We start from the raw sequence: 13,068 nt of genomic DNA, 5'->3' as shown, positions 1-13,068 counted from the left end.
TAAAGGAAAAGCCCTGACTCATTAGAATTTCTCATTGAATCAGAGCGTTGTAATCGCAGTGAGAAGTTACGGATTTAATGATTACGCCGTAATCCTATTATTAGAGGATTAGTGGTAAAACCGTGAGGGCATTTGCGTGCGTTACAGTGTATTGAATATGCACAGTCTTCATTTTCATTATCTTTATTAAAAGGGCAGGACATTTTATTTTTTATCTCGTTCCATAATGCCTCCCGGTACGGCGAAACGTTATAAAGTGATATCGGACTAAATTCCCCGTTAATGAAAATGCCATTTTTTGTTGGATGAATTCTGTCGCCCGGCACTAAATAAATATCACTTTCGTACCATATAATCAGCCTTATTAATTTCATACCAACTATGCATGAGTAAACAATGCCTGTGTTTGGGCAGATCACAGAACTTAACACTCGCCATGCCATTACGGGTTCCTCAGATTAGGATTATAAGCCTGTAATTTTGTTTAGCACGGGATTTCAATTTGATCAATCTTGTAACCTATTGATATTGATCGTTATTTTTATTATGTTTGGATAATTCCTTTTATTTCAAGGAGGTAATCCTTATCAGCCTAAGGGTTTTTTTTGAGTTTTTTTTATGAACGATGATTTATCGGTTAAATTTTGATCTGGATTGGGGTTTAACAATAGTGAAGAATGTTGAAGAACTATCCGTATGCATCATTGCCATTACGCCGGAGAACATACCGTAATGGCAAGGCTCAAAATATTTAAATTGCGTCTCCGGGACGTTTCAGTTTGGCTATCAGGTTTTCCGTAACGGACAGGCCTTCTGCGATATTCGCATCTATAACAGAAATACCAAATTCGTTGATTAATTCAAGGAGCGCTTCGTAGGTCTGGATCAGTTTCAGAAGATTAAAGATGGCTTTTTGGTCGTGCGGGGTGGGTAGCGGATGGTGAGTCGCTGACTGATGAGCAATCCATTCAAGATTGGTTTTGATGCTATCTACATCATCGTAGCTATACATATTTCATGGGCTTAAATCCTCATTTCAAGATTTTTTTGAGAAGAATGGCTTTCAACGTCACTGTTAGAAGCGTTGCACTACATTAGAAGCACTGATGATTGAGTAGAGATAGGGCGATCTGCAGTAGCGGCTCCTGGCCGATTACGCTACAGCTGGCATGACCCGTGAAGAATGGCGCGAGGCGTGTAGGTCAATTATGAGCCTTCTTGCCGCGATAGCAAGAAAACTCTTACATAAAATTCGCTTAGTCGGGAATAAGGCCGAGCGATACCCGGCTTTCGAACGAAACGGGAAGCCGGGGCAGCACAACGTGCTTTTTCATCAGCGGATGTAGATCAGGTTTCCCACGCGTGCGGAGCAAACAGGTAGCCCTTGTTACGCACGGTTTTAATGCGGTAGGGCTCGGTGGCGCTGTCCTGCAGCTTTTTTCGCAGGCGAGAAATCGCCACGTCCACGCTGCGATCCATGCCGTCGTAGCTTACGCCGCGCAGGTTTTTCAGCAGCGCATCACGATCCATGATTTGCCCGGCGTGGGTTGCCAGTTCCCACAGCAGGTCAAAATCTGCCGTCGAGAGCGAAATCTGCTCCCCGGCGAGCATAACCTGACGGTTGACGGGATCGATAGACAGCGTGCCGAACTGCATCGCTTTATGCGGCGTTAACGAGCCAGCGGGCGCGTCACGCTCGGCGCCGGCACGCTGGCGAAGGTGAAGGCGCAGGCGGGCCAGCAGAACCGCCGGAGGCGTGGTTTTGAGTATGTAGTCATTGGCGCCCATCTCAAGCGACAGAATATGGTTCATATCGCTGTCGAGTGAGGTCAGCAGCACGATTGGCCCGTCCCATTTCGCCCGCAGATCGCGGCAGAGCGTCATGCCATCTTTACCGGGCAGCATGATGTCCAGCAGCACCAGATCCGGGTTTTCGCGGGTGACGACGTCCTCTGCGCGGTCGCCGCGAGGCTCAACAATCACGTCCATATTATGTTTACCCAGGTAAGCGGCGATTAATTGCCCCACTTCTGGTTCATCTTCTACATAAACAATCTTATTCATACTGCGTCTGTTATCGCGAAAAATGCCAACATACACCGCACAACATTAACCTTCCATTAATCTTTCTCAATTAGCCAGAGTTCCGTTATTCTGGGTAACATTGTTATTTGATTGTTAAAGGGAAAAAGCATGGGGCTGGTGATAAAAGCCGCGCTTGGCGCGCTGGTGGTGCTGCTGATTGGTGTGCTGGCTAAAACCAAAAACTACTACATTGCCGGGCTGATTCCGCTTTTCCCGACCTTTGCGCTGATTGCCCACTATATTGTGGCCTCCGAGCGGGGTATTGAGGCGCTGCGCGCCACCATCGTCTTCGGGATGTGGTCAATCATTCCGTATTTTATCTATCTACTGTCGTTGTGGTACTTCACCGGCTTTCTGCGTCTGCCCCTGGCGCTGGGCGGAGCGGTGGTCTGCTGGAGCCTCAGCGCCTGGGTGCTGATCTTCTTCTGGGGCCGCTTTCACTAGCGCAGCGGACGGCCTCCGTCCACGGCAAAGGTTCGGCCGGTGACGTAACAGCTGGTCAGCAGATAGTCGATCAGGTCGATAATCTCTTTCTCGCCGGGCGCAATTTTCATTAACGACTTGTTGAGCGCCTGCTGACGATACTCCGCGTCGTCGCCCTCGTTGAACAAAATCATTGCCGGCGCAATTGCGTTGACCTTAACCTCGGGCGCCAGCCTGCGTGCAAACGATCGCGTCATGTTATCCAGGGCAGCTTTGCTGGCCGCGTAGGCGATGTGCTTGTCGCTTCCTCGCTCCACCACGTAATCGGTGAAGTGGATGATGTCGCCAGCGGCATGGCCGTGCCCGCGCAGCAGATCCTGCAAGGCATGGTTGAGCAAGTAGGGGGCATTAACGTGGATCTGCATCATGCAGGCGAGCGTTTCGCTGAGCGAGTGGCCTGCTTTTTCAGGAAGCCACGTGCTGGCGTTGTGAATAACCGCCCTCAGCCCGCTGGTGGTCGATTTCACTGCTTCCGCAAAGTCGAGGATGCCCTCATCCGTCGAAAAATCCGCCTGAATGCATACGGCTCCGGCGTTTCTAAGCCCTTCAATGGAGGGATATTCCGTGCGGTAACTGACAATGACCGGATGGCGAAGATTGAGGAAGTGATGGGCGAGGGCGAGGCCGATGCGGCGGCCTGCGCCAGTGATCAGTATTGGGCGTTGCTGCGTATGTCCCATCGTATTCTCCTTTTCAGTTCAACAATGGGACAGGCGGCGCTATCCCATTAACATCCACGTTGCCGGTACGGCAGCGACTAACAGCATACCTATCAACACCATTTCGCGACGCTGAAGGGCATTCTCCAGCTGATGCGTGCGGCGAGCATAGATGAACACCAGCAGGCCTGGCGCGTACAGCACGACGGACAGCAGCAGATGCATCGGCCCGGAAGCATACAACAACCATAGCCCGTAAATACAGGCGCCGACGCCCACCGCATAGTGTGCCGGACGGGTCGCAATTTTTAACAGATATGCGCCCACTAAGAAATAGGGTACCAGAATCATCTCGGAGGCGATGGTCAGCAGCGTGTTATAGTCTGAACCTGTGAGCCAGATCAGCACCAGACAGACCTGTACGCTGATGTTGGTGAGCCACAGCGAGGCGGAAGGCGCGCTGTTTTTGTTCTGACGCGCAAAGAGGCGCGGGAACGCCTTGTGGGTGGCGGCCAGGAACGGGACTTCCGCGGCCATAATGGTCCAGCTCAGGTACGCTCCGCAGACGGAGACAATCAGGCCCGCCGCGATAATTACGTCGCCCCACGGGCCCATCATTTTCACCATCAGCCCGGCCATCGACGGGTTGCGCATTTCAGCCAGCTCAGGGCGCGCCACCACGCCGAGCGACAGCAGCGTCACCAGCAGATAAACGCCCAGCGCCGCCAGCACGGCCAGCAGCGTGGCGCGTCCCACGTCGCGCTTGTTACGCGCTCGTGCGGAGACCACGACGGCACCTTCTACGCCGATGAACACCCACAGGGTGATCAGCATGGTATTTTTTACCTGCTCCCAGACGGGAACCCCCAGCGCAATCCCGCTGAAGTCGAGGTTAAACACGTCCAGGCGGAAGGCGAGAAAGGCCAGCACGACGAACAGGCCAAGCGGCACCAGCTTGGCCAGCGTCGCCACCAGGTTGATGCTGGCAGCGGTCTGGACGCCGCGTAAAATCAGCCAGTGAACGATCCACAGCAGTACCGAGGCGCCGACGATGGACTGCCACGTATTGCCGTCGCCAAACAGGCGCAGCTCGGGCGTATCGGTAAAGAAACTGAGCGCCGAGAAGACGATAACCAGATAGGAGACGTTGGCGATCACCGCGCACAGCCAGTAACCCCAGGCGGAGCAGAAGCCAATCAGCTCGCCGAAGCCTTCGCGCGCGTAGGTGAATATGCCGCCGTCCAGATCCGGTCGGATGCGGGTCAGCAGCAGCATGGCGAACGCCAGCAGCAAAATTCCGGCACCGGTTATGCCCCAGCCGATCAGCAGCGCGGCAGGGCTGGCTACGGCCGCCATATTCTGCGGCAAACTGAATACGCCCGCGCCCAGCATTGAGCTCAATACGAGTGCAGTTAAAGCACTCAGGCCAAGTTTCTTTTCCATTGGCTTCCTGTTATGAAACGTCCAAACCCAGAATAATTATTTCGCTAAGGCGCATAAAAATGGTGGATCACACTAAGGCGCGGGATTTTACGGAGTGTCACGGACGCATGCAATGACGTGTGGCAGAAATCAGAAAAAAAGTAACAAAAAAGGCGGCACGGTGCCGCCTTTGTGAAACCGTTTTGTTACTTATACAGATCGGCGCTGATGGTCATGTTGTTACCACGTTCCTGCCACTGGCGGGTAATGTGATAGTACTTCGCGCCTTTCTTCGCAGCGCGCTTCGCCACCTGATAGGAGATCTCGGTCATGTTGCCGTAGTTGCCGGTAAACTTGATGCTGTCGAACGGAACCATCTGCGCGGCAGTGGCTTTGTTCAGCTCTTCAATTTTAGTGCCGTCCGGTAACGTGACGGTGTAACGGCCACCCTTCGTGGATTGTGTCTCAAAGAAACGACCCACCTCAGCGCTTGGTGCAGCAGAGGTTGCTACGCCCGGAATTTCAACTTTCTTCGCTTCTTCACCGCCCTTCGCTAACGCCGCGCGTCCGGCTTCAGAATTCGCAGGAATGGCATCCGGGCTTTGTACTACGCGCTTTTTCGCATCCTGCTTATAGATGAACGCGGTAATGCGCTGGTTGCCGCCCTGGTTGGCATCAACCTGGCGCACGATATAGAAAGCGTAAGCGCCTTTTTCACGCGCGGCTTTAGTGATGACATCGTTAACTTCTGGCTGGCTGCGGTAGAAGCCCTGAACGGTGACGGTGTCGTACGGTTCCAGCTGAACGGCCTGATCTTTCGGCAGCTCAACGATGCCGTTAATCACGCGGTTTTTCTGCTCATCTGCTTTAGGGGCGTTATCTTTGTACAGCGCAACGGTCACGCGCTGGTTGCCGCTGTTGCCCTGATCGGATTGATCGAGCACGTAAAACGCAGCCGCGCCTTTTTTTTCGGCGGCTTTAGAAGCGGCGGCAACGCCGTCGCCGATGGAGTTAAAGCGGCCCACAATGACCGTCTGGTCAAAAGGTTTTAACGCTGCCGCTTGCTCCGGCGTTAACTCCGTCGCGGCATTCGCGGACAGGGCGGTCGCGGAAAGAAGTGCGGACGCCAGGAGTGTGTTCTTAAGCTTCATAAAAATAATCCTTCGCCTTGCGCAAACCATGTACTGGTATTGTTGTTAATTTGAGACGGTCCCGATTATGGCATTGAACACCCGTCGCTGTCTGCGCCATTTTTCACAGCCTGTGCTCACCGAAGCGCCTGATTCGATAACATTTAGTGATATGTGGAAAAAACAGGCGTTTGACAAGCAAAACTGATAAAGCATATGACTTTTACAAGTTAATTTAATGTTAATAAGTTGTTCTCTTATGGCGCTATATCATGTTTTTACCGCTCCGCTTGCGCGAATTATCGGTCATGAAGGTGAATTAAAGGTAAATATCTCTGTCAGTGACCCCGATCGCTTATTTTTCACAGATAAAGTAAGAAATAGTGTTTTCTGGCGGTAGATCGCGGGCGCTATTTTCAGTAGGTTATAGAAAGTTTGTTACTGTTTTATTTTCCGGGGTTAATCATGCTTCGCCGTTATGGTACTGGCGAAAAATGAAGCTAGCCGCGGGCAATTATCGACAAACCATCATCAAAAACCGATGGAAGGGAAAACTATGCGTATTGGGGTACCAAAAGAACGGTTAGCCAATGAAACCCGCGTAGCGGCAACACCGAAAACGGTGGAGCAACTGCTTAAGCTGGGGTTCACCGTCGCGATTGAAAGCGGCGCAGGCAAACTGGCAAGTTTCGACGACGAGGCCTTTATTCAGGCTGGCGCGGACGTTGTGGACGGTGCTGAGGTCTGGCAATCACCCATTATTCTGAAGGTAAACGCACCGGAAGAGAGTGAAATTGAACTGCTGAACGCCGGCACCACGCTGGTGAGCTTTGTCTGGCCAGCGCAAAACCCGGAGCTGATGGAGAAGCTTGCGGCACGCGGCGTCACCGTGATGGCGATGGACTCCGTGCCGCGTATTTCGCGCGCGCAGTCTCTGGATGCGCTGAGCTCTATGGCGAACATCGCCGGCTATCGCGCGATTGTCGAAGCTGCCCATGAGTTTGGTCGCTTCTTTACCGGTCAGATTACCGCGGCAGGTAAAGTGCCGCCTGCAAAAGTGATGGTGATTGGTGCCGGCGTGGCCGGTCTGGCGGCTATCGGTGCGGCAAACAGCCTGGGCGCTATCGTCCGCGCGTTTGACACCCGCCCGGAAGTGAAGGAGCAGGTGCAGAGTATGGGCGCCGAGTTCCTCGAGCTGGACTTCAAGGAAGAAGCAGGCAGCGGTGATGGTTACGCGAAGGTCATGTCTGAAGCGTTTATCAAAGCGGAAATGGCGCTTTTCGCCGCGCAGGCGAAAGAGGTGGGCATTATTGTCACCACCGCGCTGATTCCGGGTAAACCGGCACCGAAGCTGATCACCCGCGAAATGGTCGATTCCATGCAGCCGGGCAGCGTCATCGTCGATCTGGCGGCGCAAAACGGCGGTAACTGTGAATACACCGTGCCAAACCAGGTTACTACAACCGCTAACGGCGTGAAGGTGATCGGTTATACCGACCTGCCGAGGCGTCTGCCAACCCAGTCCTCTCAGCTGTACGGCACTAACCTCGTTAACCTGCTGAAGCTGCTTTGCAAAGAGAAAGACGGCAACATCACCGTTGATTTTGACGATGTGGTGGTGCGCGGCGTGACCGTAGTGCGTGAAGGGGAAATCACCTGGCCTGCACCGCCGATCCAGGTTTCCGCACAGCCGCAGGCGGCCCCGAAAGCGGCGCCCGAGCCAGTTGAGCCAGCGAAGCCGGCTTCACCGTGGCGTAAATACGCCATCATGGCGCTGGTCATCATCCTCTTCGGCTGGCTGGCGGACGTTGCGCCAAAAGAGTTCCTCGGCCACTTCACCGTCTTCGCGCTCTCCTGCGTGGTGGGCTACTACGTCGTGTGGAACGTCTCTCATGCGCTGCATACGCCGCTGATGTCGGTTACCAACGCCATCTCCGGGATTATCGTGGTGGGGGCATTGCTGCAAATTGGTCACGGCGGCTGGATCAGCTTCCTGAGCTTTATTGCGGTGCTGATCGCCAGTATCAATATTTTCGGTGGCTTCACCGTGACTCAGCGCATGCTGAAAATGTTTCGTAAAGGCTAAGGGGTAGCATATGTCTGGAGGATTAGTTACAGCCGCATACATTGTTGCTGCAATCCTGTTTATTTTCAGTCTGGCGGGACTTTCCAAGCACGAAACGTCTCAGCAGGGAAATAACTTTGGTATCGCCGGGATGGCGATTGCGCTGATTGCCACCATCTTCGGGCCGGACACCGGCAACGTGGCGTGGATCCTGGTGGCGATGATCATCGGCGGCGCGATTGGTATTCGCCTGGCGAAACGCGTAGAAATGACCGAGATGCCGGAGCTGGTTGCGATCCTGCACAGCTTCGTGGGGCTGGCGGCGGTGCTGGTGGGCTTTAACAGCTACCTGTACCACGAACCGGGCCTGGAGCCGATTCTGGTGAACATTCACCTCACCGAAGTGTTCCTTGGCATCTTCATCGGTGCGGTCACCTTCACCGGGTCGATCGTGGCGTTTGGCAAACTGCGCGGGAAGATTTCGTCTAAGCCGCTGATGCTGCCTAACCGCCACAAGCTGAACCTCGCGGCGCTGGTGGTGTCCTTTGTGCTGCTGGTAGTCTTCGTTCGTACCGAAAGCGTAGGCCTGCAGGTGCTGGCGCTCCTGGTGATGACCATCATCGCGCTGGCGTTCGGCTGGCATCTGGTGGCCTCTATCGGCGGGGCCGACATGCCGGTGGTGGTTTCCATGCTGAACTCCTACTCCGGTTGGGCAGCGGCGGCGGCTGGCTTCATGCTGAGCAACGACCTGCTGATTGTCACCGGTGCGCTGGTGGGCTCTTCCGGTGCGATCCTGTCTTACATCATGTGTAAGGCGATGAACCGTTCGTTTATCAGCGTCATCGCCGGTGGCTTCGGCACGGACGGCTCCTCTACCGGCTCTGATGAGGAAGTGGGCGAGCACCGTGAGATCGGCGCGGAAGAGACCGCCGAGATGCTGAAAAACTCGCATTCCGTCATCATCACCCCGGGCTACGGCATGGCGGTGGCGCAGGCGCAGTATCCGGTGGCGGAAATCACCGAGAAGCTGCGCGCGCGCGGGATCAAGGTTCGCTTTGGTATTCACCCGGTGGCGGGGCGTCTGCCGGGCCACATGAACGTGCTGCTGGCGGAGGCGAAAGTGCCTTACGACATCGTGCTGGAGATGGACGAGATCAACGATGATTTCGCCGATACCGACACCGTGCTGGTCATTGGCGCCAACGACACCGTTAACCCGGCGGCACAGGACGATCCGCGTAGCCCGATTGCGGGCATGCCCGTTCTGGAAGTGTGGAAAGCGCAGAACGTGATTGTCTTCAAGCGCTCGATGAACACCGGCTATGCTGGCGTTCAGAACCCGCTTTTCTTCAAGGAAAACACCCACATGCTGTTTGGCGACGCCAAGGCCAGCGTGGATGCGATTCTGAAAGCGCTGTAATTCAGCGTCATCCTGACAAACCGCTCTTCGGGGCGGTTTTCTTATTTCTGCGGTCAGCGTTTCTCCTCTGTCTATACTTTACCCTTTGTGTAATACGAGGAGGTGTAATGCAATTTTTGTCCCGCTTCGACATCATAGAGCTGATGATGACGCCAGCGTTCTGGATTGGTGTCGCCACGGTTGTCTTTGTGACGCTGCTGGTGTACTGGCTGCTGACGCGCCTGATCGCGTTCGTTAAGAAAGGCATCACCACCTGGGGCGACAAGCACCCAACCACTAACCGGATGCGCTTTATCCTGACGGATATGCTTAACCGCACCAGCCGCTTCCTGCTTTTTGTGGTGGCGCTGCTCTTCAGCCTGCGTTTCGTTGACTTACCCGATCGTCTTTTTGGCACCGTGAGCCACGCCTGGTTCCTGGTCTTCGCGATCCAGGTGGCGCTGTGGATGGATCAGGGGGTTGTGTCGTGGCTTCGTCACGTCATGCTGGCGCCGGGAAGCCATAAAAACCCGGTTACGCTGGTGATCACGGGGCTTATCCTCCGTGCCATCGTCTGGTCAGTGATGCTGCTGTCTATTCTTGCTAACGCGGGCGTCAACATCACTGCTCTGGTTGCCAGCCTTGGGGTAGGGGGAATCGCTATCGCCCTCGCGGTGCAAACGATCCTGAGCGATGTTTTTGCATCCCTTTCCATCGGCTTTGACAAGCCGTTCGAGATTGGCGATTTTGTGGTGTTCAACGACGTGGCGGGGACGGTAGAGCATATTGGCCTGAAAACCACCCGCATCCGCAGCCTGAGCGGGGAGCAGATTGTCTGCGGGAACGCCATTCTGCTGCAACAGACGCTGCATAACTATAAGCGAATGCAGACGCGGCGGATCGTCTTTACCTTTGGCGTGGCCAGCGACACGGCGCCGGACAAGCTGCGCTCCGTGGGCGAAATGGTGAAGCAGATCATCACGGACGTCGGTGAAACGAAGTTTGACCGCGCCCATTTCCTGGGCTTCGATCGCGATCGCCTGACCTTCGAGGTTGTCCATATCGTCAATACGGCGGATTACAACAAGTACATGGATATTCAGCAGGAGATCAATATCCGTATTCTGGAAGGGCTAAACCAGCAGGAGATCAGGCTGGCGCTGCCGAGCATGGTTCTGCACGCGCCGTGGATGAATGCTGGCGACGAGGCGCCATTGCAACGCGTGAGCGAAGCGCAATAAAAAAAGCCCGCCTTACCGGCGGGCTTTCTATTTCTGGATTAGTCGTCTTCCTCATCGTCCAGTTCAACCGGCGTCTGGTACTGGTCCGGTTTAATGACCAACAGGTCGCAGCGCAGATGGTCGATGACCTGCTCGGCGGTATTCCCCAGGAACGCGGCAGAAATACCGGTACGACCGATGGTGCCCAGCACCACAATCCCGGCCTGCAAATGTTCCGCCAGGTCCGGAATAACCTCTTCCGGTAACCCTTTTTCTACGTGGGTCATGTTCTCGTCAATGCTGAATTTCTGGCGCAGCGCCTTCATAGCCAGCAGATGCTGGCCGCGAATCGCGTCGTTATACACGCTCGGATCAAATTCAGGCAGTTCGATGGCGATATTGATTGGCGTAACCGGATACGCCCCCACCAGATGTACTTCGGTGTGGTTTACCTGGTCGGCAAGCTGAAGGGTCTCCTTCACCAGCTTCTCGTTCAGCGAATTGTGATAATCCTCTTCGCTGGCCAGATTTACCGCCACGACGGCTTTGCCGCCCTCGGGCCACGGCTGATCTTTCACCATCCATACCGGGCAAGGGCATTTGCGCAGCAGGTGCCAGTCGGTTGGGGTGAAGATAACGGATTCCAGCTTGTCGTGCTGGTGCGCCATTTTCAGCAGCAGGTCATGCCCGCCGGCCACCACTTCCTGGATAATGGCTTCGAAAGGCCTGTTGTGCCAGACCACTTTGATATCGATAGGTACGCCCGCTTCCAGGTAATATTTCGCCTGCTCGCGGATCCACGCGGTACGCTGGCCGATCACTCCCTGACGCATAGCGGTACGCTCGTCAGGAGACAGAAGGGTGGTCATCTCGTATGAGAAGTCATAAATCGGCAAAAACGCTTTAATTTTGCCACCAATCCGTTGATGTAAATACACAGCACGTCGTAATGCCGGCTGATCGTCCTGATTAGGATCGATAGCCACCAGCATGTTTTGATACTTTGCCATACAGGTCTCCTTACTACTGTCACCACAGTCTGTAAGTAAAAGAGTAACCTATATATCTTGAATGAAACAGGGGGGAAGTTTTTGCCAGATCAATAATTACGAAAATTTATCGACCTGGCATTCGTTATCCGGGAGGGTTATGCCACGTTGCGGGAGTGACCGGCCAGAACCGCCAGCGCTTCGCCGTTTTCGATGGTGATGTACTTGCCTTTCACCGCCAGCATGCCGCTCTTCTGGAAACGACCCAGCAGACGGCTGATAGTTTCCACGGTCAGGCCCAGATAGTTACCGATATCGCCACGCGTCATGGTCAGACGGAATTCGCGCGGCGAGAAGCCACGTTCCGCGAAACGGCGGGAGAGGTTATAGATAAAGGCGGCCAGACGCTCTTCTGCATTCTTCTTGGAAAGCAGCAGGATCATATCCTGATCGCCCTTGATCTCACCGCTCATCAGACGCATCATCTGCTGACGCAGGTTCGGCATCTTACCGGAGAGATCGTCCAGCGTCTCAAACGGGATTTCGCAGACCATAGAGGTTTCCAGCGCCTGAGCAAAGCTCGGGTGATGGCCTGTGCCGATGGCGTCAAAGCCTACCAGGTCGCCCGCTAGGTGGAAGTCGGTGATCTGCTCGTCGCCCTGTTCGGTGATGGTGTAGCTTTTGATGGTGCCAGAACGGATAGCATAGAGCGATTTCAGTTCGTCTCCCGCCTTAAACAGCGTCTGCCCTTTCTGAATAGGCTTTTTGCGCTCGATAATGTTGTCAAGCTGATCGAGTTCGTGCTCATTCAGGGTAAACGGGATACAGAGCTGGCTGATGCTGCAATCCTGGCAATGGATAGCACAACCGCCAGACTGAATGCGTCGTATAATTCGCTTTTCCGGGATCATAGGTTTGCTCAAGCCTTAATTGATATTGGTCAATTTTAACATCTTTTTGGTAAGTACGTAAGCCTGGCAAACCCCCAATAGCGACAAGAGACGGCAACGTGTTGCCATCTCATTGAAATTCCACAGAATGATTAAGGATTACTGGCCTAACCGGAAGAAAATTAAGCACTAAAAGCCTGGGATCTACAGCAGCAGATACCCTTCATGACGCAGCAGCCACTCCTTGCGCTGCACGCCCCCGGCATAGCCGGTCATGGTGCCGTTGCGTCCAATGACGCGGTGGCAAGGCACGACAATGCTGACCGGGTTAGAGCCATTTGCCGCGCCCACCGCGCGCGCCGCGCCGGCACGGCCAAGCTGCTCTGCCAGCTGACCATAGTGCATCACCTGGCCACAGGGGATATTACGCAGCGCCTGCCACACCTCGCGCTGAAAAGGGGTTCCCGCCGTAGCGGTTGGCAGGGTAGTAATGATGCCGAGATCGCCTTCGAAGTAGGCCGTCAGCTTATCGCTTAGCCCGCCCGGATTGCTGGCGGCGATGCGCTCGTAACCCTGGGCGCGATAATGGATGTTGAGCAGCTCAACCATCCGGTCGCTGTGTTCTTCCCATTCAACGGCGCGCAGATTGAACGCTTCATCCGCGATAACCCACAGCGGACCCAGCGGCGTCGCAATCTTGTCTTCGAGTAATCTCAGCATCAATAT

Annotated in this window: 13 protein-coding genes; 4 read left to right on the top strand and 9 right to left on the bottom strand. The window is 54.5% G+C overall.

All coding sequences use genetic code 11. The annotated features are described in order from the left end of the window. Positions 1 to 74: 74 nt before the first annotated feature. The 3 genes from iraM to rstA all read right to left on the bottom strand — a co-directional run bounded on the left by iraM (position 75) and on the right by rstA (position 2,064). Positions 75 to 443 (bottom strand): anti-adapter protein IraM, encoded by a 369-nt coding sequence (gene iraM, locus HWQ14_RS17620; RefSeq protein WP_176610493.1) that lies wholly within the window; start codon positions 441 to 443, stop codon positions 75 to 77. A 308-nt stretch (positions 444 to 751) separates the two neighbouring features. Then, a complete protein-coding gene (locus HWQ14_RS17615; protein WP_176610492.1) occupies positions 752 to 1,012 on the bottom strand; it encodes a hypothetical protein in 261 nt (86 codons plus the stop codon). A 335-nt stretch (positions 1,013 to 1,347) separates the two neighbouring features. Beyond that, complete coding sequence (rstA, locus tag HWQ14_RS17610) at positions 1,348 to 2,064, bottom strand: two-component system response regulator RstA (RefSeq protein WP_176610491.1); 717 nt, start codon at positions 2,062 to 2,064, stop codon at positions 1,348 to 1,350. Positions 2,065 to 2,193: 129 nt separating this feature from the next. Here rstA and HWQ14_RS17605 point away from each other — a divergent pair, with 129 nt between their 5' ends. Further along, positions 2,194 to 2,529 carry a GlpM family protein gene (locus HWQ14_RS17605; RefSeq protein WP_176610490.1) on the top strand — a complete coding sequence of 112 codons (336 nt, stop codon included), beginning with the start codon at positions 2,194 to 2,196 and terminating at the stop codon, positions 2,527 to 2,529. Here HWQ14_RS17605 and folM read toward each other — a convergent pair. From folM to ydgH, 3 genes are all read right to left on the bottom strand, one after another. Further along, positions 2,526 to 3,248, bottom strand: a complete 723-nt coding sequence (gene folM / locus HWQ14_RS17600) for a dihydromonapterin reductase (RefSeq protein ID WP_176610489.1) — start codon at positions 3,246 to 3,248, stop codon at positions 2,526 to 2,528. The two genes, HWQ14_RS17605 and folM, sit on opposite strands and share 4 nt — an antisense overlap. A gap of 39 nt (positions 3,249 to 3,287) precedes the next feature. Next, entirely contained in the window at positions 3,288 to 4,670 is a 1,383-nt protein-coding gene (locus tag HWQ14_RS17595; protein WP_176610488.1) for an amino acid permease, read from the bottom strand. Positions 4,671 to 4,855: 185 nt separating this feature from the next. After that, on the bottom strand, positions 4,856 to 5,800 hold the full coding sequence (ydgH, locus tag HWQ14_RS17590) for a DUF1471 family protein YdgH (protein WP_176610487.1): 945 nt from the start codon (positions 5,798 to 5,800) through the stop codon (positions 4,856 to 4,858). Between the two features lie 535 nt (positions 5,801 to 6,335). On the opposite strand from ydgH, the gene pntA reads away from it, so the two are divergent. The 3 genes from pntA (at position 6,336) to HWQ14_RS17575 (ending at position 10,484) form a co-directional block, all read left to right on the top strand. Continuing rightward, complete coding sequence (gene pntA / locus HWQ14_RS17585) at positions 6,336 to 7,865, top strand: Re/Si-specific NAD(P)(+) transhydrogenase subunit alpha (RefSeq protein ID WP_176610486.1); 1,530 nt, start codon at positions 6,336 to 6,338, stop codon at positions 7,863 to 7,865. Positions 7,866 to 7,875: 10 nt separating this feature from the next. Continuing rightward, positions 7,876 to 9,264 carry a Re/Si-specific NAD(P)(+) transhydrogenase subunit beta gene (pntB, locus tag HWQ14_RS17580; protein WP_148418834.1) on the top strand — a complete coding sequence of 463 codons (1,389 nt, stop codon included), beginning with the start codon at positions 7,876 to 7,878 and terminating at the stop codon, positions 9,262 to 9,264. Positions 9,265 to 9,371: 107 nt separating this feature from the next. After that, positions 9,372 to 10,484 (top strand): mechanosensitive ion channel family protein, encoded by a 1,113-nt coding sequence (locus HWQ14_RS17575; protein WP_176610485.1) that lies wholly within the window; start codon positions 9,372 to 9,374, stop codon positions 10,482 to 10,484. Between the two features lie 38 nt (positions 10,485 to 10,522). Here the strand turns inward: HWQ14_RS17575 and uspE are convergent, their stop codons facing one another. The 3 genes from uspE to ogt form a co-directional block, all read right to left on the bottom strand. Beyond that, positions 10,523 to 11,473, bottom strand: coding sequence for a universal stress protein UspE (gene uspE, locus HWQ14_RS17570; RefSeq protein WP_148418830.1), 951 nt, complete (start codon positions 11,471 to 11,473; stop codon positions 10,523 to 10,525). 137 nt (positions 11,474 to 11,610) lie between these two features. Further along, positions 11,611 to 12,363, bottom strand: coding sequence for a fumarate/nitrate reduction transcriptional regulator Fnr (gene fnr, locus HWQ14_RS17565; RefSeq protein WP_176610484.1), 753 nt, complete (start codon positions 12,361 to 12,363; stop codon positions 11,611 to 11,613). A gap of 183 nt (positions 12,364 to 12,546) precedes the next feature. Beyond that, positions 12,547 to 13,062, bottom strand: a complete 516-nt coding sequence (gene ogt / locus HWQ14_RS17560; RefSeq protein WP_176610483.1) for a methylated-DNA--[protein]-cysteine S-methyltransferase — start codon at positions 13,060 to 13,062, stop codon at positions 12,547 to 12,549. Between the last annotated feature and the right edge of the window lie 6 nt (positions 13,063 to 13,068).

Source organism: Enterobacter cloacae (genome assembly GCF_013375935.1).
In the GTDB taxonomy this organism is placed as follows: domain Bacteria; phylum Pseudomonadota; class Gammaproteobacteria; order Enterobacterales; family Enterobacteriaceae; genus Enterobacter; species Enterobacter pasteurii.
The sequence above is the reverse complement of the archived record's forward strand: the minus strand, read 5'-3'. Positions and strand labels throughout refer to the sequence as shown.

Excerpts from the sequence above, each read along its gene's own strand:
- fnr (WP_176610484.1), bottom strand. The coding sequence starts at position 12,363 with ATGATCCCGGAAAAGCGAATTATACGACGCATTCAGTCTGGCGGTTGT.
- pntB (WP_148418834.1), top strand. The coding sequence starts at position 7,876 with ATGTCTGGAGGATTAGTTACAGCCGCATACATTGTTGCTGCAATCCTG.
- folM (WP_176610489.1), bottom strand. The coding sequence starts at position 3,248 with ATGGGACATACGCAGCAACGCCCAATACTGATCACTGGCGCAGGCCGC.
- uspE (WP_148418830.1), bottom strand. The coding sequence starts at position 11,473 with ATGGCAAAGTATCAAAACATGCTGGTGGCTATCGATCCTAATCAGGAC.
- HWQ14_RS17605 (WP_176610490.1), top strand. The coding sequence starts at position 2,194 with ATGGGGCTGGTGATAAAAGCCGCGCTTGGCGCGCTGGTGGTGCTGCTG.
- HWQ14_RS17595 (WP_176610488.1), bottom strand. The coding sequence starts at position 4,670 with ATGGAAAAGAAACTTGGCCTGAGTGCTTTAACTGCACTCGTATTGAGC.
- pntA (WP_176610486.1), top strand. The coding sequence starts at position 6,336 with ATGCGTATTGGGGTACCAAAAGAACGGTTAGCCAATGAAACCCGCGTA.
- iraM (WP_176610493.1), bottom strand. The coding sequence starts at position 443 with ATGGCATGGCGAGTGTTAAGTTCTGTGATCTGCCCAAACACAGGCATT.
- HWQ14_RS17615 (WP_176610492.1), bottom strand. The coding sequence starts at position 1,012 with ATGTATAGCTACGATGATGTAGATAGCATCAAAACCAATCTTGAATGG.
- rstA (WP_176610491.1), bottom strand. The coding sequence starts at position 2,064 with ATGAATAAGATTGTTTATGTAGAAGATGAACCAGAAGTGGGGCAATTA.
- ydgH (WP_176610487.1), bottom strand. The coding sequence starts at position 5,800 with ATGAAGCTTAAGAACACACTCCTGGCGTCCGCACTTCTTTCCGCGACC.
- HWQ14_RS17575 (WP_176610485.1), top strand. The coding sequence starts at position 9,372 with ATGCAATTTTTGTCCCGCTTCGACATCATAGAGCTGATGATGACGCCA.
- ogt (WP_176610483.1), bottom strand. The coding sequence starts at position 13,062 with ATGCTGAGATTACTCGAAGACAAGATTGCGACGCCGCTGGGTCCGCTG.